Annotated in this window: 15 protein-coding genes and 1 pseudogene; 11 read left to right on the top strand and 5 right to left on the bottom strand. The window is 72.0% G+C overall.

Going from position 1 to position 19517, the window contains the following annotated elements; translation table 11 throughout:
• Positions 1-271 precede the first annotated feature (271 nt).
• On the bottom strand, positions 272-505 hold the full coding sequence (locus tag RV983_RS25685) for a hypothetical protein (RefSeq protein ID WP_319662240.1): 234 nt from the start codon (positions 503-505) through the stop codon (positions 272-274).
• A gap of 64 nt (positions 506-569) precedes the next feature.
• On the opposite strand from RV983_RS25685, the gene map reads away from it, so the two are divergent.
• The 5 genes from map (at position 570) to RV983_RS25660 (ending at position 5842) form a co-directional block, all read left to right on the top strand.
• Positions 570-1418: a type I methionyl aminopeptidase gene (gene map, locus RV983_RS25680; RefSeq protein ID WP_475988083.1), complete on the top strand. Its 849-nt coding sequence runs from the start codon at positions 570-572 to the stop codon at positions 1416-1418.
• Positions 1419-1581: 163 nt separating this feature from the next.
• Positions 1582-2709, top strand: coding sequence for an iron uptake system protein EfeO (gene efeO, locus RV983_RS25675; RefSeq protein ID WP_475988082.1), 1128 nt, complete (start codon positions 1582-1584; stop codon positions 2707-2709).
• Positions 2710-2729: 20 nt separating this feature from the next.
• Positions 2730-3983, top strand: a complete 1254-nt coding sequence (gene efeB, locus RV983_RS25670; protein ID WP_475988081.1) for an iron uptake transporter deferrochelatase/peroxidase subunit — start codon at positions 2730-2732, stop codon at positions 3981-3983.
• Positions 3984-3999: 16 nt separating this feature from the next.
• A complete protein-coding gene (gene efeU / locus RV983_RS25665; protein WP_475988080.1) occupies positions 4000-4968 on the top strand; it encodes an iron uptake transporter permease EfeU in 969 nt (322 codons plus the stop codon).
• A complete protein-coding gene (locus RV983_RS25660; RefSeq protein ID WP_475988079.1) occupies positions 4850-5842 on the top strand; it encodes an SCO2278 family lipoprotein in 993 nt (330 codons plus the stop codon). Before efeU ends, RV983_RS25660 begins: the two co-directional genes overlap by 119 nt.
• A gap of 36 nt (positions 5843-5878) precedes the next feature.
• Here the strand turns inward: RV983_RS25660 and RV983_RS25655 are convergent, their stop codons facing one another.
• Entirely contained in the window at positions 5879-6610 is a 732-nt protein-coding gene (locus tag RV983_RS25655; RefSeq protein ID WP_475988078.1) for a bifunctional DNA primase/polymerase, read from the bottom strand.
• Between the two features lie 288 nt (positions 6611-6898).
• On the opposite strand from RV983_RS25655, the pseudogene RV983_RS25650 reads away from it, so the two are divergent.
• A pseudogene (locus RV983_RS25650) lies at positions 6899-7569 on the top strand (biliverdin-producing heme oxygenase).
• Positions 7570-7579: 10 nt separating this feature from the next.
• On the opposite strand, the gene RV983_RS25645 reads toward RV983_RS25650, so the two are convergent.
• Positions 7580-8965: a serine hydrolase domain-containing protein gene (locus tag RV983_RS25645; protein WP_475988077.1), complete on the bottom strand. Its 1386-nt coding sequence runs from the start codon at positions 8963-8965 to the stop codon at positions 7580-7582.
• Between the two features lie 126 nt (positions 8966-9091).
• Here RV983_RS25645 and ddaH point away from each other — a divergent pair, with 126 nt between their 5' ends.
• The gene (ddaH, locus tag RV983_RS25640; protein WP_475988076.1) at positions 9092-9907 is read left to right on the top strand and encodes a dimethylargininase; all 816 of its coding nucleotides are present in this window, start codon (positions 9092-9094) and stop codon (positions 9905-9907) included.
• Positions 9908-9926: 19 nt separating this feature from the next.
• Entirely contained in the window at positions 9927-11516 is a 1590-nt protein-coding gene (locus tag RV983_RS25635) for a phytoene desaturase family protein (protein ID WP_475988075.1), read from the top strand.
• Between the two features lie 17 nt (positions 11517-11533).
• Here RV983_RS25635 and RV983_RS25630 read toward each other — a convergent pair whose 3' ends face one another.
• Positions 11534-12517 carry a small ribosomal subunit Rsm22 family protein gene (locus tag RV983_RS25630; RefSeq protein ID WP_475988074.1) on the bottom strand — a complete coding sequence of 328 codons (984 nt, stop codon included), beginning with the start codon at positions 12515-12517 and terminating at the stop codon, positions 11534-11536.
• A 463-nt stretch (positions 12518-12980) separates the two neighbouring features.
• Here RV983_RS25630 and RV983_RS25625 point away from each other — a divergent pair, with 463 nt between their 5' ends.
• A complete protein-coding gene (locus RV983_RS25625; RefSeq protein ID WP_475988073.1) occupies positions 12981-14432 on the top strand; it encodes a sugar transferase in 1452 nt (483 codons plus the stop codon).
• A gap of 32 nt (positions 14433-14464) precedes the next feature.
• Here the strand turns inward: RV983_RS25625 and RV983_RS25620 are convergent, their stop codons facing one another.
• Complete coding sequence (locus tag RV983_RS25620; protein ID WP_475988072.1) at positions 14465-15415, bottom strand: GDP-L-fucose synthase family protein; 951 nt, start codon at positions 15413-15415, stop codon at positions 14465-14467.
• A 96-nt stretch (positions 15416-15511) separates the two neighbouring features.
• Here RV983_RS25620 and gmd point away from each other — a divergent pair, with 96 nt between their 5' ends.
• Positions 15512-16525, top strand: a complete 1014-nt coding sequence (gene gmd / locus RV983_RS25615) for a GDP-mannose 4,6-dehydratase (protein WP_475988071.1) — start codon at positions 15512-15514, stop codon at positions 16523-16525.
• A 258-nt stretch (positions 16526-16783) separates the two neighbouring features.
• On the top strand, positions 16784-19492 hold the full coding sequence (locus RV983_RS25610; RefSeq protein WP_475988070.1) for a LamG-like jellyroll fold domain-containing protein: 2709 nt from the start codon (positions 16784-16786) through the stop codon (positions 19490-19492).
• Positions 19493-19517 lie beyond the last annotated feature (25 nt).

Below are 19517 nucleotides of genomic sequence, written 5' to 3'. Positions count from 1 at the left end.
TCGGTCCGAACCTCAATGCGTTCGAAACTTCGGACGGGAAGGGGGGTCATGTGCTAGACGCGGGCAGCCGCCAGGACGTGCCGGGACGCCAGGTGATGCGGGCCGGTCCGCCGGGACTGACCAATCGGGTGAAACGGCCGCGGGCGCGGAGGAGTCCGGCTGCCGCGCACCGGCCGGGGTCCCGTGAAGACCGATGTCGTCACGGGACCCCGGCCGGTGCGGGCTCGCCCCCGTCATCCCCGCACAGTGCGCCCGGTCACGGCGGGGCGGCTCAGCCGCCCTCGCCCTCGCGCGGCTGGTCCTTCCACCGCGGGTCGTTCTCCCACTGCAGATTGCGCTCGGCGGCGGTCTCCATCGCGCGTTCGGCGTCGGCCCGGCTGGGGTACGGCCCCATACGGTCCTTGGCCGGGCACTCCGGACCCTCCTCCACCTTTCTGTGCTCGATGCAGTAGAACCACTCACCGGGCTTTCCGGCCGGCTTGCGGACCCTCCTGAACGGCGCCATCGCTCCTCCTCGTACGACGTCCTGCCGCCATGCTGCCCGACAGGCCGCCGATACACTCGCTGACATGTCTGTCCTGGTGCCCGGCAAGCTCACCCCCACGCGTCATGTCCCCGCCTCGATCCCGCGGCCCGAGTACGTGGGCCGTCCGGCCCCGCGGCCGTACGACGGGCCGGAGGTGCAGTCCGCGGAGACCGTCGAGAAGATGCGCATCGCGTCCCGGATCGCCGCGCAGGCGATGGAGGAGGCGGCGAAGGCCATCGCGCCCGGGGTCACCACCGACGAACTGGACCGGATCGCCCACGCGTACATGTGCGACCACCAGGCCTACCCCTCGGACCTCGGCTACCGCGGTTTCCCCAAATCGCTGTGCGCCTCGATCAACGAGGTGATCTGCCACGGCATCCCCGACTCGACGCTGCTGCGCGACGGGGACATCGTCAATCTCGATGTCACCGCTTTCATCCACGGAGTGCACGGCGACACCAACGCCACCTACTTCGTCGGCGAAGTCGACGAGGAATCACGGCAGTTGGTGGACCGCACCCAAGAATCCCTGACGCGCGCGATCAAGGCGGTCAAGCCGGGCCGGCAGATCAATGTGATCGGCCGGGTGATCGAGTCGTACGCCAAGCGCTTCGGGTACGGCGTGGTGCGCGACTTCACCGGCCACGGCATCAACACGTCCTTCCATTCGGGTCTGATCGTTCCGCACTACGACGACCCGCGCGCCACCACGGTGATGAGACCGGGCATGACCTTCACCATCGAGCCCATGCTGACCCTGGGCACCCACGAGTGGGAGATGTGGGAGGACGGCTGGACGGTGGTCACCAAGGACCGCAAGCGCACCGCGCAGTTCGAGCACACCCTGGTGGTCACGGAAACCGGCGCCGAGGTACTGACCCTGCCCTGAGGTGCCCCCCGCCGACCCCGCGCAACCCAATGCCGCCGCGCCCTTCATTACTTCTTCTTTACCCAATAGTGGGCAAGGCGAGATGAGGCTTGGGTAGGTTAGGCAAGCCTTTCCACAGAAAGGCTTGCCTAAGTCTCGCCACACCGATCCGCCAGGAGCCCGTATGTCCGCCGTCCGCATGTCCGCAGTAGCCGCCGCCGGCATAGTGGTCGCCGTCACCGCTGTGACCGGGTGCGCGGAGAAGGCGGACAGCGCCTCCTCGGACGCGATAGCCGTGACCGCTTCTGACACCGCCTGCGACGTGTCCAAGACCACGTTCCCGGCCGGGCATGTGCAGTTCGCCGTGGAGAACAAGGGCTCCAAGGTCACCGAGGTCTACGTCTACACGCCCAGCGACAAGATCGTGACCGAGCGGGAGAACATCGGCCCGGGCACCAAGGCCACCATCACCGCCGAGATCAAGGCCGGCTCGTACGAGATCGCCTGCAAGCCCGGCATGCAGGGCGACGGCATCCGCCAGAAGATCACCGTGACCGGCAAGGGCGCCGTCACGAGCGATCCGCGCCTGGACGCGGCCGTCGCCGCGTACCGCACGTACGCCCAGGAGCAGGCCGACCAGACCCTCCCGGTGGTCCAGCAGTTCGCCGACGCCGTCAAGGCAGGCGACGTGGAGAAGGCCAAGTCGCTCTTCGCGCCCTCGCGCGTCGGCTGGGAGCGCACCGAGCCCGTGGCCGAGTCCTTCGGTGACATCGACCCCCTGACCGACACCCGTGAGGACGGTCTGGAGGACGGCCAGAAGTGGACCGGCTGGCACCGCCTGGAGAAGTCCCTGTGGAAGGACAAGAAGGTCGGCGCCGAGGAGGGCACCCTCGCCGACCAGCTCGTCACCGACCTCAAGGACTGGCAGACCCGGGTCGGCAAGGCCGAGATCACCGCCACCAGCATGGCCAACGGCGCCAAGGAGCTGCTGGACGAGGTCGCCACCGGCAAGATCACCGGTGAGGAGGACCGCTACTCCCACACGGACCTGTCGGACTTCCAGGCCAACGTCGAGGGCGCGCAGAAGGCGTACGAGCTGCTGAAGCCGGTCGCCGCCGAGAACGACCCGGCGCTCACCACCGAACTGGACAAGCAGTTCACGGCCCTGACGGGGCTGCTGGGCAAGTACCGCGAGGGCGACACGTTCGTCTCGTACGACACCGTCGGCAAGGCCGACCGCAAGGGCCTCTCGGACAGCGTCAACGCGCTCGCCGAGCCGCTGTCCAAGCTCGCCGCGGCCGTCGCCAAGTAGTCACGGAGGACTGGGGAGCCATGTCCGAGGAAACCACCACCTCGCGGCGCACGCTGCTGGGCTGGACCGGCGCCGGGGTCGTCCTGGGCGCCGCCGCGGCCGGCAGCGCCGTGGCCGCCGTCCGCAACGGGAACGACGTGCAGCCCGCGGCGTCCGCGGGCAGCGCGATCGCCTTCCACGGCGCGCATCAGGCCGGCATCGCCACTCCGGTCCAGGACCGGCTGCACTTCGCGTCCTTCGACGTCACGACCGAGGACCGCGAGGAACTGATCGCGCTCCTCAAGGAGTGGACCGAGGCCGCGCGCAGGATGACGCAGGGCCGGTCGGTCGGCGAGGGCGCGGTCGGCGGTCTCGCCGAGGCCCCGCCGGACGACACCGGCGAGGCCCTCGGTCTGCAGCCCTCCCGGCTCACGCTGACCGTCGGCTTCGGCCCCTCGCTCTTCCGGGGCGCGGACGGCAAGGACCGTTTCGGGCTCACCGGGCAGCGCCCCGAGGCCCTGGTGGACCTGCCGAAGTTCCCCGGCGACAACCTGGACGCGAGCCGCAGCGGCGGCGATCTGTGCGTCCAGGCCTGTGCCGACGACCCGCAGGTGGCGGTGCACGCCATCCGCAACCTGGCCCGTATCGGCTTCGGCAAGGTCGCGATGCGCTGGTCGCAGCTCGGCTTCGGCAAGACCTCCTCGACCACGCCCGACGAGCAGACCCCGCGCAACCTGATGGGCTTCAAGGACGGCACGCACAACGTCGCCGGCTCCGACAAGTCCGCCCAGGACAAGCATGTGTGGGTCCCCTCCTGCGACGGCCCGTCCTGGATGGCCGGCGGCTCGTACCTGGTGGCCCGGCGTATCCGGATGCACATCGAGACCTGGGACCGGACCTCCCTGCGCGAGCAGGAGGACGTCTTCGGCCGGACCAAGGGCGAGGGCGCCCCGCTCGGCAGGAAGCACGAGCGGGACACCCCGGACTTCAAGGCGATGAAGCCCGACGCGCACGTCCGCCTCTCGCACCCGGACAACAGCGGCGTGACGATCCTGCGGCGCGGCTACTCGTTCACCGACGGCACCGACGGCCTCGGACGGCTGGACGCGGGGCTGTTCTTCATCGCCTACCAGCGCGACGTGCGCGACGGCTTCATCCCGCTGCAACTGCGGCTGGCCAAGACCGATGCGCTCAACGAATACATCCAGCACGTGGGTTCGGCCGTCTACGCCGTACCGCCGGGCGTCCGGGACACCGGCGACTGGTGGGGCCGCGCGCTCTTCGAGAACAACTGAAAGGAAGTGACGGCGGATGTTCGGCAACTACCTGATCGGACTCCGTGAGGGCCTGGAGGCCAGCCTGGTCGTCTGCATCCTGGTCGCCTATCTGGTGAAGACCGACCGCAAGGACAAGCTGCCGCCGGTCTGGCTCGGTGTCGGCGCCGCGGTGCTGCTGAGCCTCGGCTTCGGCGCCGCCCTGCAGTTCGGCTCCTCCGAGCTGACCTTCCAGGCGCAGGAGGCGCTCGGCGGCTCGCTGTCGGTCATCGCGGTCGGCCTGGTGACCTGGATGGTGTTCTGGATGCGGCGCACCGCGCGGCATCTGCGGGCCGAGCTGCACGGCAAGCTGGACGCCGCGGTCGCCATGGGCACCGGCGCCCTGATCGTCACCGCCTTCCTCGCGGTGGGCCGTGAGGGGCTGGAGACCTCGCTGTTCATCTGGACCGCCGTGCAGGCCACCGACGACGGCGTGCGACCGCTGGTCGGCGCGGCGCTGGGACTGCTCACGGCCGTGGTGCTCGGCTGGCTGTTCTACCGCGGCGCGGTGCGCATCAACCTGGCCAAGTTCTTCACCTGGACCGGCGCGATGCTGGTCGTCGTGGCGGCGGGCGTGCTCGCGTACGGCTTCCACGACCTCCAGGAGGCCGACTGGCTGCCCGGACTGGGCGCGCGGGCCTTCGACATCAGCGCGCAGATCCCCGCCGACTCCTGGTACGGGACGCTGCTCAAGGGAGTGTTCAACTTCCAGCCGGACCCGACCTGGCTGCAGGTCACGGTCTGGGCGCTGTACCTCGTACCGGCGATGTTCTTCTTCCTGCGCCCCGGTAGGGTTGCCGCGCCGGTCGCGAAGGCGCCCGCCGCCGCCTCGAAGGAGCCCACGTCCGATGACCCGCAGGTCCCGACTCCTGCCAGCGCTCGCCCTGTTGACGATGACGACGCCGCTGGCCGGGTGCGTGACGGTGCACGGGGAGCGGGCGCTCGTCCCGTCGGTGACGAAGGCTGACGCCGCGAAGGCACTGGCGCACTTCGCCGAGGTCAACAACGAGGCGAACAAGAATCTCGACGCACGGCTGATCGCCACCGTGGAGACCGGCCCCCTCGGCGCTGTCGACGAGGCCGGTCTCACGGCGCGGCACGCGACCGCACCGGGCGGCAACCCGGACTTCCGCGAACTCATCCTCAGCGACGCCGACTTCCTGATACCGCGGCAGGTCGGCTGGCCCAAGTGGTTCGTCGCCGACGCGGCCGTGGGCGTGGGCGGCGCCGCCCCCGCGGCGAATCGCTGGCTCCTGGTCTTCGAGCGCGCCGCCGCCTCCGAGGGCTGGCGCGCCTCCTACGTCGCGGTCTTCCGGGCCGGGTCCCTGCCGCGGTTCGCCCACGACGCGGACGGCCGGGTCGAGGCCGTACCCGAGGCCGGCTCGGGGCTGCTGGTCGAACCGGGCGCGCTGAGCAAGGCGTACGCCGGCTACCTCGGCAAGGGCGACGCCAAGGACACCTCCGTCTTCGCCCCGGGCTCGGCGACCTCGCAGCAGATCTCGGAGCGGGCCAAGGGCGCCCGTACCGCGGACTCGGCGACGCAGTACGCCGACCAGCCCGCCACGAACGATGAGTTCGCCCCGGTGGCACTGCGCACCGAGGACGGCGGGGCGCTGGTCTTCTTCGCCTCGCACCACACCGCGAAGATCACGATGCTCCGGCCGGGCGTCGCCCCGCCGGTCAACGCCTACACCAAGGCCCTGATGACGGGCGCCGCGAAGAAGTCGGTGACGCTGGGCCGGGTCGCGCGGCAGGCCGTCGTCGTCCCGGCGAAGAAGGACGGCGGACGGATCGTCTTCCGCAGCCGGGTCATCGGCCTGGTCGCGGCCCGCGGGGAGTGACGCGGCGGCCCGGGAAGGGCCGGCCGTCCGCGGGGTTCAGCCGATCCAGCCGGCCGTTTCCGGCTCGTGCTCGATCTGGGCGCAGGCGTCGGTGAGGACGGTGAGCAGCGGCAGGGGGTCGGGCAGCGGGCGGTCGGGGCCGTGGCCGGGCAGCCAGGCCACGACGGCGCCCGACGGCAGGCGCGAGGGCGGCATCAGCACATAGCTGGCGCGGCAGTGCCAGCGCAGGCCGGGGTGCTCGTCCAGGGTCTCGGGATGGCAGTCCAGCTCGCAGGGCCACCACTCGTCCTCGTCGGCGGTGGCGCGGGTGCCGGTGAAGAAGAGCGTCCGGCCGTCGGAGACGGCGACCGGCCCGGTCTCGGCGCCCTCGGCGGCCAGCCGCTCCAGGGCGATCCGGCCGGCCTCTGCGGGGACGTCCAGGACGTCGTGGGCGATGCCGGTGGCGGTGATGAAGTTCGCGAGCGGCTGGGTGCGCAGCCAGCGCTGGAGCTTCTCCGGGTCCGTGGTGGCCTGGGTATGCCAGGCGAAGGAGACCGGGTGCGTGCCAGGGGTGGGACAGCCGATCCGGTCGCAGGAGCAGCGGTAGCCGGACTCGGCGGACGGGTGCGCGGCGGGAGCCAGCGGCAGGCCGGCCGCGGCGGCTGCCAGCAGCAGGTCGTCCCGGTCGCGGGCGCCCGGGGTCCGCTGGGCGAGGCCGTCCCCGCCGTCGGCGTCCCGCTCCCCCGCTTTCCGGCGCAACCAGCCGGACAACCTGCCCTTGGTGACCATCGAGCCCCTTCCCTCGCCCGTACGAACCCTCGCTCCACCCTACGTAACGAAGGAAAAGACGTAAGCGGAATCCACGGATGGTGGATTTCCATCCTGCGCCCTGTACCGATCCGGTCCGCACCCGGGGTGCCCGGAAGGTCCCTCGAATGGGGGATGGTAACCCGCAAATGCCCCCATATCGCACCGCCAGGACGTAACGTGGTTTCCGACAGGTTGTCGGCAAGCCGTCGACTCAGGCTGCCCTCAGTGGGCACGACTCCTGCACGGCTCGACCGCAGGAGGCTCCCCTTGACGACTGCCGGCCCCTCCGGAGCCACCCCGTTCTCCGTGGTGATCCGCGCCGCCAGTCATGACCGTCACACCGAGGCGGAGAACTCCACGTTCATCGGCGACCTGCTCGGCGGGCGTCTCGGAGTGAGCGCGTACGCCCGCTACACCGAGCAGTTGTGGTTCGTCTACCGGGCCCTGGAGGACGCGGCCGGGACCCTGGCCTGCGACCCCGTCGCCGCTCCCTTCCTGCGGCCGGAGCTGCCGCGGGTCGCCGCCCTGGAACGTGACCTCGGCCACCTGCTCGGGGCCGGCTGGCGGTCCCGGGCGGCGGCACTGCCCGAGACCGCCGCCTATGCCGCCCGCATCACCGAGACCGCCCACCGCTGGCCGGCGGCTATATCGCCCACCACTACACCCGCTACCTCGGCGACCTCTCCGGCGGCCAGGTCATCCGCGGCATCGCCGAGCGGACCTGGGGCTTCCCCCGCAAGGGCGACGGCGTGCGCTTCTACGTCTTCGAGGCGATCGGCAACCCCGCCGCCTTCAAACGGGAGTACCGGGCCCTGCTGGACGCCCTGCCGGCCGACGAGCTGGAGAAGCAGCGCGTCGTCGAGGAGTGCCGCCGGGCCTTCGCCCACAACGCGGCCGTCTTGGGCGCGCTCGGACGGGAGTTCCCGCTCACCGCCTGAGCAACCCCCCTCAGGCCCCGTGCGCCCCCCAGCCGGCCTCGTCGACGCCGCCCGGCACCTGGGCGGCGGGGTCGTAGGGGGTGCGGGTGAAGACGAACGTGCCGACGTCGAGGTGGGTGACGGTGCCCTCTGCCGAGCGGACCACGCGCAGCGTCTCGCCGTCGTAGTAGCCGTCCCGGCCGGTCCAGGTGCCGTCCTGCCCGGCGCGGAAGCGGGCGCCGCGGCCGCCGCCGGGGTCCGCGGGGGCGAGCTCCAGGTCGCGGCCCGCGGCGACCCGCAGCACATGGGCGGAGGTGCCCCAGTACCAGGGGCCGGTCAGCGCCAGCAGCTCCGGATCGGGGTCGGAGACCGGGCGCCAGGGCTCGGGGATGCGCGGCTCGCGCTCGGTCACGATCCGCATCAGGTCGCGGGCGACGGCCCCGGTCTGGGCGCCGGTCGTGGAGTTGGCGAGGACGGCGGCGCCCAGTCCCTCGGCGACGTCGCACCACAGCCCGGCCACGAAGCCGGGCATGGAACCGCCGTGCCCGACGAGCGGCCGGCCGTCCGCCGCCGTCGTCAGCTGGAGCCCGAGGCCGTGGTCGCCGCCGGGCGCGGCGGGCCGGCGCATCTCCTCCATGGTGGCGGCGGACAGGACGTTCCCGTGGCCCGCGGCCAGGAAGGCCGCCCAGCGGCACAGGTCGTCCGCCGTCGACCACAGTTCGCCCGCCGGGGCCATCAGGCCGGTCTCGTGGACCGCCTCGGGCAGCATCAGCTCGGCGTACGGGTGCACGGCCCAGCCGCCCGCGTGCGGGGCCTGCGGGCGGCGCGTGGTGCGGGTCATGCCGAGCGGCTCCAGCACCTGGGACCAGAGCAGTTCGTCCCAGGGCTGCCCGTCGTGGAGCCGCTCCACGACGGCGCCGAGCAGGGCGAAGCCCGGATTGGAGTAGTGGTGCCGCTCACCGGCCGGGTGCAGCCGGGCGCGCTCGCCCAGCAGCCCGTCGATGTCGGGGCGCAGCGCGCCGGGGGTGCGCTCCCACCACGGACCGGGCGGCTCGGAGGTCAGTCCCGCGGTGTGCGCGAGGAGTTGACGGATCGTCACCCCGGTCGCGGCGGTGGCGCCGAGGTGCTTGTCCAGCGGGTCGTCCAGCCCGAGGCGTCCCGCGTCGCGCAGCCGCATGACCAGCACGGCCACGAAGGTCTTGGTGATCGAGCCGATCCGGTACTGCGTGTCCGCGTCCGGCGCGTGCCCGTCCACGCAGGACCGCGAGCCGGTCCACACGGTGCGGCCGTCCCGCACGACGGCCGCCACGAGGGAGGGCGTACGGGCGGTGGACTGGGCGACCGCGATCCGGTGCAGCAGAGCACGGCGGGTCTCGGGAAGCAGGGCGTCGGGGGACGCGGGACTGGGTGTCGGCATGCGCTCACCTTAGAGGCGGCCCACCAGGGCCGAACGGGCATTTTTCCGTCCGCAATCCGGTGCGCGATGTCCGTCGCGGGTCCACCATGAGCACAACGGCCTCAACCACACCGCGAGGAGCCTTCATTGAGCGCAGCGCGAACCGCTTCGTTCCGGCGGTACCTGATGTGTCCTCCCACGTACTTCCGGGTCACCTACTCCATCAACCCCTGGATGGACCCCGCAAAGCCGGTCGATCCCGCGCTCGCCCTCTTCCAGTGGGAGGACCTCCGCGACCGGTACCGCTCGCTGGGACACGCCGTCGATATCCTGCAGCCGCTGCCCGGCCTGCCGGACATGGTGTTCGCGGCGAACGGCGCGACCGTGGTGGACGGACGGGTCTTCGGCGCCCGCTTCGCCAACATCGAGCGGAGGGCGGAGGCCCCGGCGCACCGCGACTGGTTCCTCGGCCGCGGCTACACCCACGTCCACGACCCGCAGCACATCAACGAGGGCGAGGGCGACTTCACGGTCACCGAGAGCTGGCTGCTGGCCGGCAAGGGCTTCCGCAGCAGCCCGCTGTCGCACTCCGAGCTCCAGGAGTACTTCGGCAGACCCGTGATCGGCCTGGAGCTCACCGACCCGCACTTCTACCACCTGGACACGGCGCTGTGCGTGCTCTCCGGCAACGAGGTCATGTACTACCCGGACGCCTTCTCCCCCGGCAGCCGGTCGGTGCTGCGCCGGCTCTTCCCCGACGCGCTGATCGCCACCCGCGACGACGCGCTCGCCTTTGGCCTGAACTGCGTCAGCGACGGCCTGAACGTCCTGGTCCCGGCCGCGGCCAAGGGACTGCTCAAGCCGCTGCGGGAGCGCGGTTTCGAACCGCTCACGGTCGACATGTCCGAGCTGCACAAGGCGGGCGGCAGCGTGAAGTGCTGCACCATGGAGCTGCGCGACTGACCGTGATACGAAGGGGCCCATGCCTCAGCAGCCGCACCCCCACCGGCCCCTTCGGACCACCTACGACGCCGTGATCGTGGGCGGCGGCCACAACGGCCTGGTCGCCGCCGCGTACCTCGCCCGGGCGGGCCGCTCGGTGCTGCTGCTGGAACGGCTTCCCTCGACCGGAGGCGCGGCCGTCTCGACGCGGGCGTTCAGCGGCTTCGACGCGCGGCTGTCGCGCTACTCGTACCTGGTGAGCCTGCTGCCCCGGAAGATCGTCGACGACCTGGGCCTGCGCTTCGCGGTGCGGCGGCGCCGGATCTCCTCGTACACCCCGCACGGGGACGGCGGCCTGCTCGTGGACGCCGGGTCGGCCGCGCGCACCCGGGAGAGCTTCGTGCGGCTCACCGGCTCCGACCGCGACTTCGAGGCATGGCAGCGCTTCTACGGAATGACCCAGCGGGTCGCCGAGCGGGTCTTCCCCACGCTGACCGGTCCGCTGCCCTCGCGCGGCGAGCTGGAGCGGATCGTGGACGACCCGCGGGCCTGGGAGCAGCTGTTCGAGCGGCCGCTGGGCGAGAGCGTCGAGGCGGCGTTCGACGACGACGTGGTGCGGGGCGTGGTGCTCACCGACGCCCTCATCGGCACCTTCACGCATGCCCACGACCCCTCGCTGCTGCAGAACCGCTGCTTCCTCTACCACGTGATCGGCGGCGGCACCGGCGACTGGGACGTGCCCGTCGGCGGCATGGGCGCGCTCACCGACGCCCTGGCGGACGCGGCACGGGCGGCCGGGGCGGAGATCGCCACGGGCACCGAGGTCACCGCGATCGCCACGGACGGGACCCGGGCCGAGGTGGACTTCGACGGCGGCCGGGTGTCGGCCCGGCACGTGCTGGTCAACGCCTCGCCGCACGCCCTGGCCGGCCTGCTCGGCGAGACCGCCCCCGACAGGCCCGAGGGTGCCCAGCTCAAGGTCAACATGCTGCTGCGCCGCCTGCCGCGGCTGCGGGACGCGGACGCGGACCCGCGCGAGGCGTTCTCCGGCACCTTCCACATCGCCGAGTCGTACACCCAGCTCCAGACGGCGTACGAGGAGGCCGCGGCCGGCGCGGTGCCCACGGCACCGCCCTCGGAGATCTACTGCCACTCGCTGACCGACCCCACGATCCTGGCCCCCGGGCTCGTCGCGGAAGGGATGCACACCCTCACCCTGTTCGGGCTGCACGCCCCCGCGCGGCTCTTCGCGGCCGACCCGGCCGGGGCGAAGGACGCCCTGCTGGGGGCCACGCTCGCACAGCTGGACGCGGTGCTCGCGGAGCCGCTGGCGGACTGCCTGGCGGTCGACGCGGACGGACGGCCGTGCATCGAGGCGAAGTCGCCGCTGGACCTGGAGCGGGAGGTCGGGCTCCCCGGCGGGCACATCTTCCACCGGGACCTGTCCTTCCCCTACGCGCGGGAGGCCCGGAACGACCGGCACGACCGGCACGACGCAGCGGACGCCGACGCCTGGGGCGTCGGGACGGCCCACGCCAACGTGCTGCTCTGCGGCGCGGGCGCCGTGCGGGGCGGCGGCGTCAGCGGCATCCCGGGCCACAACGCGGCCATGGCGGTGCTGGGCGGCTGAGGCGCGGGGCGGGGCGGCTACTCGGCGGCGTCCGGGGGCGGCCAGGCGTCACCCCAGGCCACGTCGCGCGCCGCCCGGTACAGGGGGCCCTGCCGCTTGCTGACCGTGGTGCGCCGCAGCCCCTCCTCGACGGTGCACAGGTCGATCAGCACCTGCCCCTTGCGGATCTGGGGGTGGCGCACCACCCGGTCCGGCGCGGGCCCGGCGGGGAAGCGCGCCGCGGCGACATAGCTGAACTTCTCGTCCTCGTAGGGCAGGGAGCCGCCCTTGACCTGGCGGTGCAGCGAGGTCCGGGCGACGCGGGCGGCGAAGTGGCACCAGTCGGGGGCCTGCACGGGGCACGCCCCGTCGTGCGGGCAGGGCGCGAGGACGTGCAGGCCGGCCGCGACGAAGGCGTCGCGGGCCGCGAGCACACGGGCGTAACCGTCGGGGGTGCCCGGCTCGACGACGAGGACGGCGCCGCGCGCGGCCCGGGCGGCCTCGGCGACGACGGCCTCGCGGTCGGCGTCCGGCAGTTCGCCGATGACGTACGAGAGCGTGATCAGGTCGGCCTCGGGAAGCCGCGCCCCGATGCCGAGCGGCGCCTTCACCCACTGCGCCTGCCGTACGGCCTCGTGCCCGGCGCCGCCGGCCAGCTCGCGGCCGAGGACGAGTGCGGGCTCCGACCAGTCCAGGACGGTGCTGGTGTGCGTGCCCTCGTCCCAGGCGTCGGCGACCGCCCAGGTCGCGGCGCCGGTGCCGCCGCCCACGTCGACGTGGCTGCCCGGCGCCCATGCGCCTGCCCGGTCGCGGAACTCCGCCAGCGCCGCGTACACGGCCGCGTAGGTCGCGGGCATGCGGTAGGACGCGTAGGCCGCCACGTCGGAGCGGTCGCGGAGGATCGGCGTGCTGCTGGGCGTACGCCCCCGGTACGTGGTGATCAGGCGGTCGACGGCCTGGGCGGCGCGGCCCGGGGGAACCCCGTCGAGGAGGTCGGCGAGGGCGGCATGCAGAGTGGACACAAGGGACAAGGGTAAGGGCCTTCTCCGCCACCACCGGCCCCGGCGGCGCGGGCTCCGCGAGGGGACGGTCCACGGCCGCGCGGCCCCGCACATCACCCGGACGGCCGAACGGGCGACCGAATCGCCGCTCCCCCGGGGTCCGGTGCAGCACGCCCGGCCGGTTGCACACAAGACCGTCCCGTTGCGGGCAAACCCGCCGATCGATCACCAAATTCTGCAAAACAGGCGCAACCAGCCACAAAGGAGTGGACGCTTCGCTGGAGTGGTCAGATCCAGCCGAACGTGAACTTCAGGACAACGGCCCTCCGAAATTTCGTAAACCGCAGCGAACGTACAACTGTTTGGCATAGCGTTCCGGCTTACTACGGCACACAGCTACTTGGGGAAGTGGCAGGTGTGCCCACTTTGTCGCGTTGTGCCAGGGGGGTCCATGCGGCGGGTCGATATACCCAGTTCGGAAGAGATGGAAACAACTCCCGTACAGGGCCGCGTGGTCGCGGCTCCGCACGGGTCGAGCGACAAGGCGCGCTGGTATCTCCCGGCGGCGCTGGTCACGGATGCCGCCGGGGTCGGCGTGCCCGTCGGTCTCGTCTTCGACGCCACGGGCCAGCCCCATCCCCTGCTCTGCGCGGGGACCGCGGCGCTGTCATGGGCCTGCGTGCAGGCGGGGCGGCACCGCTACGCGGGCCGGGTGCTGGGCGAGTCGCGCAGTGCGCGCTCGGTGCTCCAGGACTGGCTGATCCTGCTGGGCGTGCTGGCCATGGTCCGCACCGTGGTGGGCGAGGCCTCCGAGCCGCTGATGGCGCTGCTGGCGCTCACCCCGGGACTCCTGCTGACCGCCGCCTGCCGCAAACTGACGTACCATCACCTGATTGCCTCGCGGCGTGAGGCCCATGCCGTGCGGCGGGTGCTCGTGGTCGGCGAGCCGAGCGCGGCGGACTACGTGGTCGATCATCTGGCGGCACGCACCGACCACGAGTACGTGGTGGTCGGCGCGGTCCCGGTCGGTCTGGCCAATCTGGAGTGCGGCGCCCCGGTCGCCGCCCGGCTGGACTCGCTGCCGCCGGCCCGCCCGAGCGGGGACTCCGGTGCCGTCCTGGCCGCCGCCCGCGAACTCGGCGCGGACCTGCTGCTGGTGGCGCCCGGCCCGCGGATGGCCGGGGAGCGGCTGCGCCGGCTGTCGTGGGCGGTGCACGACGGGGGGGTGCCGCTGGCCGTCCTGCCCGGCCTGACCGACGTCTCCGAGCGCCGCGTGGAGCTCACCTCCGCCGCCGGGCTCACGCTCCTGCACATCAGCCCGCCGGTACGGCGCGGGGTGCAGGTCACCCTCAAGTCGGCGCTCGACCGGGTCGGCGCCGGGGTCGGACTCCTGCTGCTCTCCCCGCTGTTCGGGGTCATCGCGGCGGCCATCCGGCTGGGCTCCAAGGGCCCCGTCTTCTATCGGCAGATCCGCCACGGGCTGGACTGCGCGCCCTTCACGATGTGGAAGTTCCGCACGATGGTGGCCGACGCGGACGACCGCAAGCCGGAACTGGCGCCCGCCAACGAGAACGACGGCCTGATGTTCAAGATGCGCCGCGACCCCCGGGTCACCCGGGTCGGACGCATCCTGCGCCGCTGCTCGCTGGACGAACTGCCCCAGCTCCTCAACGTCCTACGGGGTGACATGTCCCTGGTGGGCCCCCGTCCGCCGCTGCCCGAGGAGGTCGCGCGCTACGACGAGGTCGAGCTGCGGCGGCTGGCGGTGAAGCCGGGCCTGACCGGCCTGTGGCAGATCAGCGGGCGCTCCGAGCTCTCCTGGGACGAGACCCTCCAGCTCGATCTGCGCTATGTGGACAACTGGACGTTCACCAGCGACGTCGACCTGATGGCCCGTACGCTCCGGGCCGTGGTCGACGGCCGCGGAGCATACTGATGCCCGACCTGCCGGGGTCCCGGTCCGGGGGCTCAGTCCGCGCCGTGCTCCCGCCACCAGGAGTACGTCGCGGCGATGCCGTCGCGCAGGGCGATCTCCGGCTTCCAGCCGAGACCGGCCAGCCGCGACACGTCGAGCAGCTTGCGCGGTGTGCCGTCGGGCTTGCCGGTGTCCCAGGCGATGCCGCCCTCGTAGCCGATGACCTCCCGCACGGTCTCGGCCAGTTCGCGGATGGTCAGATCGGTGCCGCAGCCGATGTTGACCGGCTCGTCGCCGTCGTAGGAGCGCAGCAGCAGCGCGCAGGCCGCGGCGAGATCGTCCACGTGCAGGAACTCCCGGCGCGGTGTGCCGGAGCCCCACAGGACCACCTCGGGGGCCCCGGCGCTGCGGGCCTCGTGGAAGCGGCGGATCAGGGCCGGCAGCACGTGCGAGGACGTCAGGTCGAAGTTGTCGCCGGGACCGTAGAGGTTGGTCGGCATGGCGGAGACGAAGGACGCGCCGTACTGCCGCCGGTAGGACTGCACTTGGACGATGCCGGCGATCTTGGCCAGCGCGTACGCCTCGTTCGTCGGCTCCAGCGGGCCGGTGAGCAGCGCGTCCTCGCGGATCGGCTGGGGCGCGTGCTTGGGGTAGATGCAGGACGAGCCGAGGAAGAGCAGCCGCCCGACACCCGCGGCGTGGGAGCCGGCGATCACGCTCAGCTGGATCCGCAGGTTGTCCTCGAGGAACTGCACCGGGTAGGTGCTGTTGGCCATGATGCCGCCCACCTTGGCGGCCGCCAGCACCACCGCGTCCGGGCGGGTCCCGGTCAGGAACGCCTCGGTGCGCACCGCGTCCCGCAGGTCGAGTTCGTCGCGGCCGCGGGTGATCACCTCGTGCCCTTCGGCCTCCAGCCGGCGGACGAGCGCCGATCCGACCAGTCCGCGGTGGCCCGCGACGAAGATCCGGGCGCGCTCCGGCAGGGTTGCGTTCGCTTGGGTCATGACAGCGGATTCTGCCAGCCCGGGTCACCCCATAGGGGCTGAATCCAAACATCAGTACGCAAAGGAAACATATCCGACCCCAGGGGGGGACAGCGCATGGGCAAGAGCGCCCTGATCACGGGTGTCACCGGCCAGGACGGCTCCTATCTCGCGGAGCTGCTGCTGAGCAAGGGCTACGCGGTGCACGGCCTCGTCAGACGGTCGTCCAGCTTCAACACCGAGCGGATCGACCACATCTACCAGGGGCCACAGGAGGCGAATCGTTCCTTCACGCTCCATCACGCCGATCTCTCCGACGGCGTGGCCCTCGTCAACCTGCTGCGCGACCTGCGGCCCGACGAGGTCTACAACCTGGGCGCGCAGTCCCATGTCCGCGTCTCCTTCGACGCGCCGCTCTACACGGGCGACGTCACCGGCCTCGGCTCGGTCCGGCTGCTGGAGGCCGTGCGCGCCAGCGGCGTCGACACCCGCGTCTACCAGGCCTCGTCGTCCGAGATGTTCGGCGCGACCCCGCCGCCGCAGAACGAGCGGACGCCCTTCCACCCGCGCAGCCCCTACGGCTGCGCCAAGGTGTACGGCTACTGGGCGACCGTCAACTACCGCGAGGCGTACGACATGTTCGCGGTCAACGGCATCCTCTTCAACCACGAGTCCCCGCGCCGGGGCGAGACCTTCGTGACCCGCAAGATCACCCGCGCCGTCGCCCGCATCAAGGCGGGCCTCCAGGACCGGCTCTACCTGGGCAACCTCGACGCCGTCCGCGACTGGGGCTACGCCCCCGAGTACGTCGAGGCGATGTGGATGATGCTGCAGCGGGACACCCCGGACGACTACGTGGTGGCCACCGGGGAGGCGGCCACCGTACGGCAGTTCCTGGACACCTCCTTCGCGCACGCCGGCCTCGACCCGGCCGAGTACGTCCGCTACGACCCCAAGTACGAGCGCCCCAGCGAGGTCGACGCCCTGATCGGCGACGCGAGCAAGGCCGGGGAACTGCTGGGCTGGAAGCCCTCGGTACGGGTGGACGAGCTGGCCCGGATCATGGTCGACGCCGACTGCGCGCAGGTCGAGCAGCAGCTCGCGGGCGCCACGGTGCGCATCGACCGCTGACGCGGCCGCCGGGATCCCGGCGGCTCCGCGCTCCGCCACTCCCCCCGGGACGCAACCGGGCGTACGGGGGCGTACCGGGACGCACCCGCCACGGCAGATGTCGGGCGGGCAACATCCGCTCGGGTATCCAGTGAACACAATTTCGTCAAACTTTCTACCGGCCCTGTTCACATACCCCTATGGTGCCGACCACAGGCGGGCGAATGGGCCGCTTGTGCACGAGTGGGCCTTGGGGGGCACATGCGAAGACTTGGGGCAATGACGGCCGCCGGTGCGCTGGTGGCAGGCGCGCTGGCCGGGGCGGGGATGGCAGTGGCACCCGCCGCGACCGCGCTCACCTCGCCGGTGGCCATGACCGCCGACGACCTGCCGACCTGGCAGACCAACGGCATCGTCTGGGCGATGGCCCAGGCACAGGGAGTCGTCTACGCGGGCGGCACCTTCTCCACCGTCCGGCCGCCGGGATCGGGGTCGGGCAGCGACGAGCAGTCCGCGGTGAACTTCGCCGCCTTCGACGCGGCGACGGGAGCGCCGACCGGCTGCAAGCTGTCGTTCACCATCGGAGCGGGCAGCACCGCCACCGTACGCGCGCTGGCGGTCTCACCGGACGGCGGAACGCTCTACGCGGGCGGCTACTTCAGTGCCGTCAACGGCGTCCAGGTCAACAGCCTGACCGCCGTCGACCTGGCCACCTGCACCCCGATCGCCTCCTTCCACCCGGCGGTCTCCGCGACCGTGCGGGCGCTGGACGCGACCGCGGACACCGTCTACGCGGGCGGCGACTTCACCACCGTCGCCGGCCAGTCCCGCCGCTACTTCGCGGCGCTGACCTCCTCGGGGTCCCTGACCTCCTGGAACCCGTCGGGGGACAAGCCCGGACGGGCGGTGCAGGTCACCCCGGACGGCGGACACGTCATGATCGGCGGCGACTTCGACACCATCGGGGGCGCCGACTCGCACGCCCTGGCGGTGGTCGACGGCGGCGACGGGTCGCTCACGAAGGCGTACCCGATGGGGTTCTTCCCGGCGACCTCGGTCGTCAAGGACATCACCGACGACGCCACCGGCCTCTACACGGGTAATGAGGGTACCGGCGGCGGTGTGTTCGACGGCCGCGTCGCCTTCGACGCGGGCAGCTTCGACCAGCGATGGCGCGACAACTGCCTGGGCGCCACCCAGTCCGTCGAGGTCTACGAGAGCGTGCTCTACAGCGGCTCGCACGCGCACGACTGCAGCAGCATGGGCGAGTACCCCGACCAGCGGCGCAAGCACCTGCTGGCGGAGTCGGTGACCGATCCGCATCTGCTCGGCTGGTTCCCCGACACCAACGACGGGCTCGGCGAGGGCATCGGCCCGCGCGTGATGGCGGTCTCGTCGAAGAACGACACCGACTACCTGTGGGTCGGCGGCGAGTTCACCACCGTCGACGGCGGCGCGCAACAGGGCCTGACCCGCTTCGCGTCAGGCCCCGACACCGGCAACCCGACCACCCCGGAGGCCGGCGCGGCCAGCCTGTCGGCCGGCAAGGTCAAGGTGACCTGGCAGGCGAGCCTGGACAACGACGACAGCGTGCTGACGTACAAGGTCTACCGGGACGGGGGACCCACCCCCGTGTACACGACCACCGGCACCTCCCTGCCGTGGGTGCGCCCGCAGCTGAGCTTCACCGACACCGGGCTCACCCCCGGGTCCGTGCACGGCTACCGGGTGTCGGCGAGCGACGGCACCAACACCAGCCCGCTCTCCTCGACCGCCACGGTGACCGTGGCCTCGGGCAGCAACAGCTACCCGGCGGCGGTGCTGGACGACGGCGCCACGCTGTACTGGCGCTACGACGAGGCGGGCGGCACCTCCGCCGCGGACGCCTCCAGCACGGACGACAACGGCGACTACGTCGGCGGTCCGTCCTACCGGCAGACCCCGGCCGCGGTGACCGGCGCCAGCACGGCGATCGGCTTCAACGGCTCCAACCAGTGGGTCTACAGCGACCGCAGCCACAGCCGGCCGGCCACCTTCAGCGTGGAGACCTGGTTCAGGACCACCACGACCGTCGGAGGCAAGATCGTCGGCTTCGGCAACTCCACCACCGGCACCAGCGGCCAGTACGACAAGCACGTCTACATGACCAACGACGGCCGGCTGGTCTTCGGCGTCTACACCGGTGCCACCAACACCATCACCAGCGGCGCGTCCTACAACGACGGCGGCTGGCACCACGTGGTGGCCACCCAGGACGGCGGCGGCATGAAGCTCTACGTCGACGGCGCCCTCTCCGGCACCAACCCGCAGACCAGCAACGAGAACTACACGGGTTACTGGCGCGCGGGCGGCGACAACCTCAACGGCTGGCCCCTGCAACCGTCCAGCAACTACTTCAACGGGCAGATCGACGAGACGGCGGTCTACCCGGCGGCGCTCACCGCCGCCCAGATCGCCCATCACTACGACCTGGCCAGCGCGCCCGCCGACACGGTCACCACGCTGACCGCGACCGAGGACACGTACGTCAACGCGGGGGCGCCGTCCAGCAATTACGGCACCTCCGGGTCGCTCGCCGTGCGCGGCAGCTCGGCGTACCTGAGCTATCTGCGCTTCAGCCTGCCGTCGGCCCCGGCCGGCCAGACCCTGAAGAGCGCGATCCTGCGGCTGACCACGAGCAGCGACCCCACGGCCGGGACCAACGACACCGCCTCGGTGGTACCGGTGACCGGGACGTGGACGGAGACCGGCACCACGTACACCAGCCGCCCGGCACTGTCCTCGACGGTGCTCGGCACGCTCACCGGTGCCACGACCATCTCCACGGCGTACACGGTGCCGCTGGACACCGCGCAGCTCAGCGGGTCGCTCGGCGGCTCGTACGGCATGGCGGTGACCAGCACCGGGACCGACGCGCTGTGGCTGTGGTCGCGGCAGGCACCGTCCTCGGCGAACACGCCGAAGCTGGTGCTCACGTTCGGCTCCTAGCAGGGCAATCCGGAGACCCCGGCGG

Source organism: Streptomyces sp. RLA123 (genome assembly GCF_056270165.1).
This window is presented reverse-complemented; position numbering and strand designations above follow the sequence as displayed.

Excerpts from the sequence above, each read along its gene's own strand:
- map (WP_475988083.1), top strand. The coding sequence starts at position 570 with ATGTCTGTCCTGGTGCCCGGCAAGCTCACCCCCACGCGTCATGTCCCC.
- efeO (WP_475988082.1), top strand. The coding sequence starts at position 1,582 with ATGTCCGCCGTCCGCATGTCCGCAGTAGCCGCCGCCGGCATAGTGGTC.
- RV983_RS25620 (WP_475988072.1), bottom strand. The coding sequence starts at position 15,415 with ATGACCCAAGCGAACGCAACCCTGCCGGAGCGCGCCCGGATCTTCGTC.
- efeB (WP_475988081.1), top strand. The coding sequence starts at position 2,730 with ATGTCCGAGGAAACCACCACCTCGCGGCGCACGCTGCTGGGCTGGACC.
- RV983_RS25685 (WP_319662240.1), bottom strand. The coding sequence starts at position 505 with ATGGCGCCGTTCAGGAGGGTCCGCAAGCCGGCCGGAAAGCCCGGTGAG.
- RV983_RS25635 (WP_475988075.1), top strand. The coding sequence starts at position 9,927 with ATGCCTCAGCAGCCGCACCCCCACCGGCCCCTTCGGACCACCTACGAC.
- RV983_RS25655 (WP_475988078.1), bottom strand. The coding sequence starts at position 6,610 with ATGGTCACCAAGGGCAGGTTGTCCGGCTGGTTGCGCCGGAAAGCGGGG.
- RV983_RS25645 (WP_475988077.1), bottom strand. The coding sequence starts at position 8,965 with ATGCCGACACCCAGTCCCGCGTCCCCCGACGCCCTGCTTCCCGAGACC.
- RV983_RS25625 (WP_475988073.1), top strand. The coding sequence starts at position 12,981 with ATGGAAACAACTCCCGTACAGGGCCGCGTGGTCGCGGCTCCGCACGGG.
- RV983_RS25610 (WP_475988070.1), top strand. The coding sequence starts at position 16,784 with ATGACGGCCGCCGGTGCGCTGGTGGCAGGCGCGCTGGCCGGGGCGGGG.
- RV983_RS25660 (WP_475988079.1), top strand. The coding sequence starts at position 4,850 with ATGACCCGCAGGTCCCGACTCCTGCCAGCGCTCGCCCTGTTGACGATG.
- gmd (WP_475988071.1), top strand. The coding sequence starts at position 15,512 with ATGGGCAAGAGCGCCCTGATCACGGGTGTCACCGGCCAGGACGGCTCC.
- efeU (WP_475988080.1), top strand. The coding sequence starts at position 4,000 with ATGTTCGGCAACTACCTGATCGGACTCCGTGAGGGCCTGGAGGCCAGC.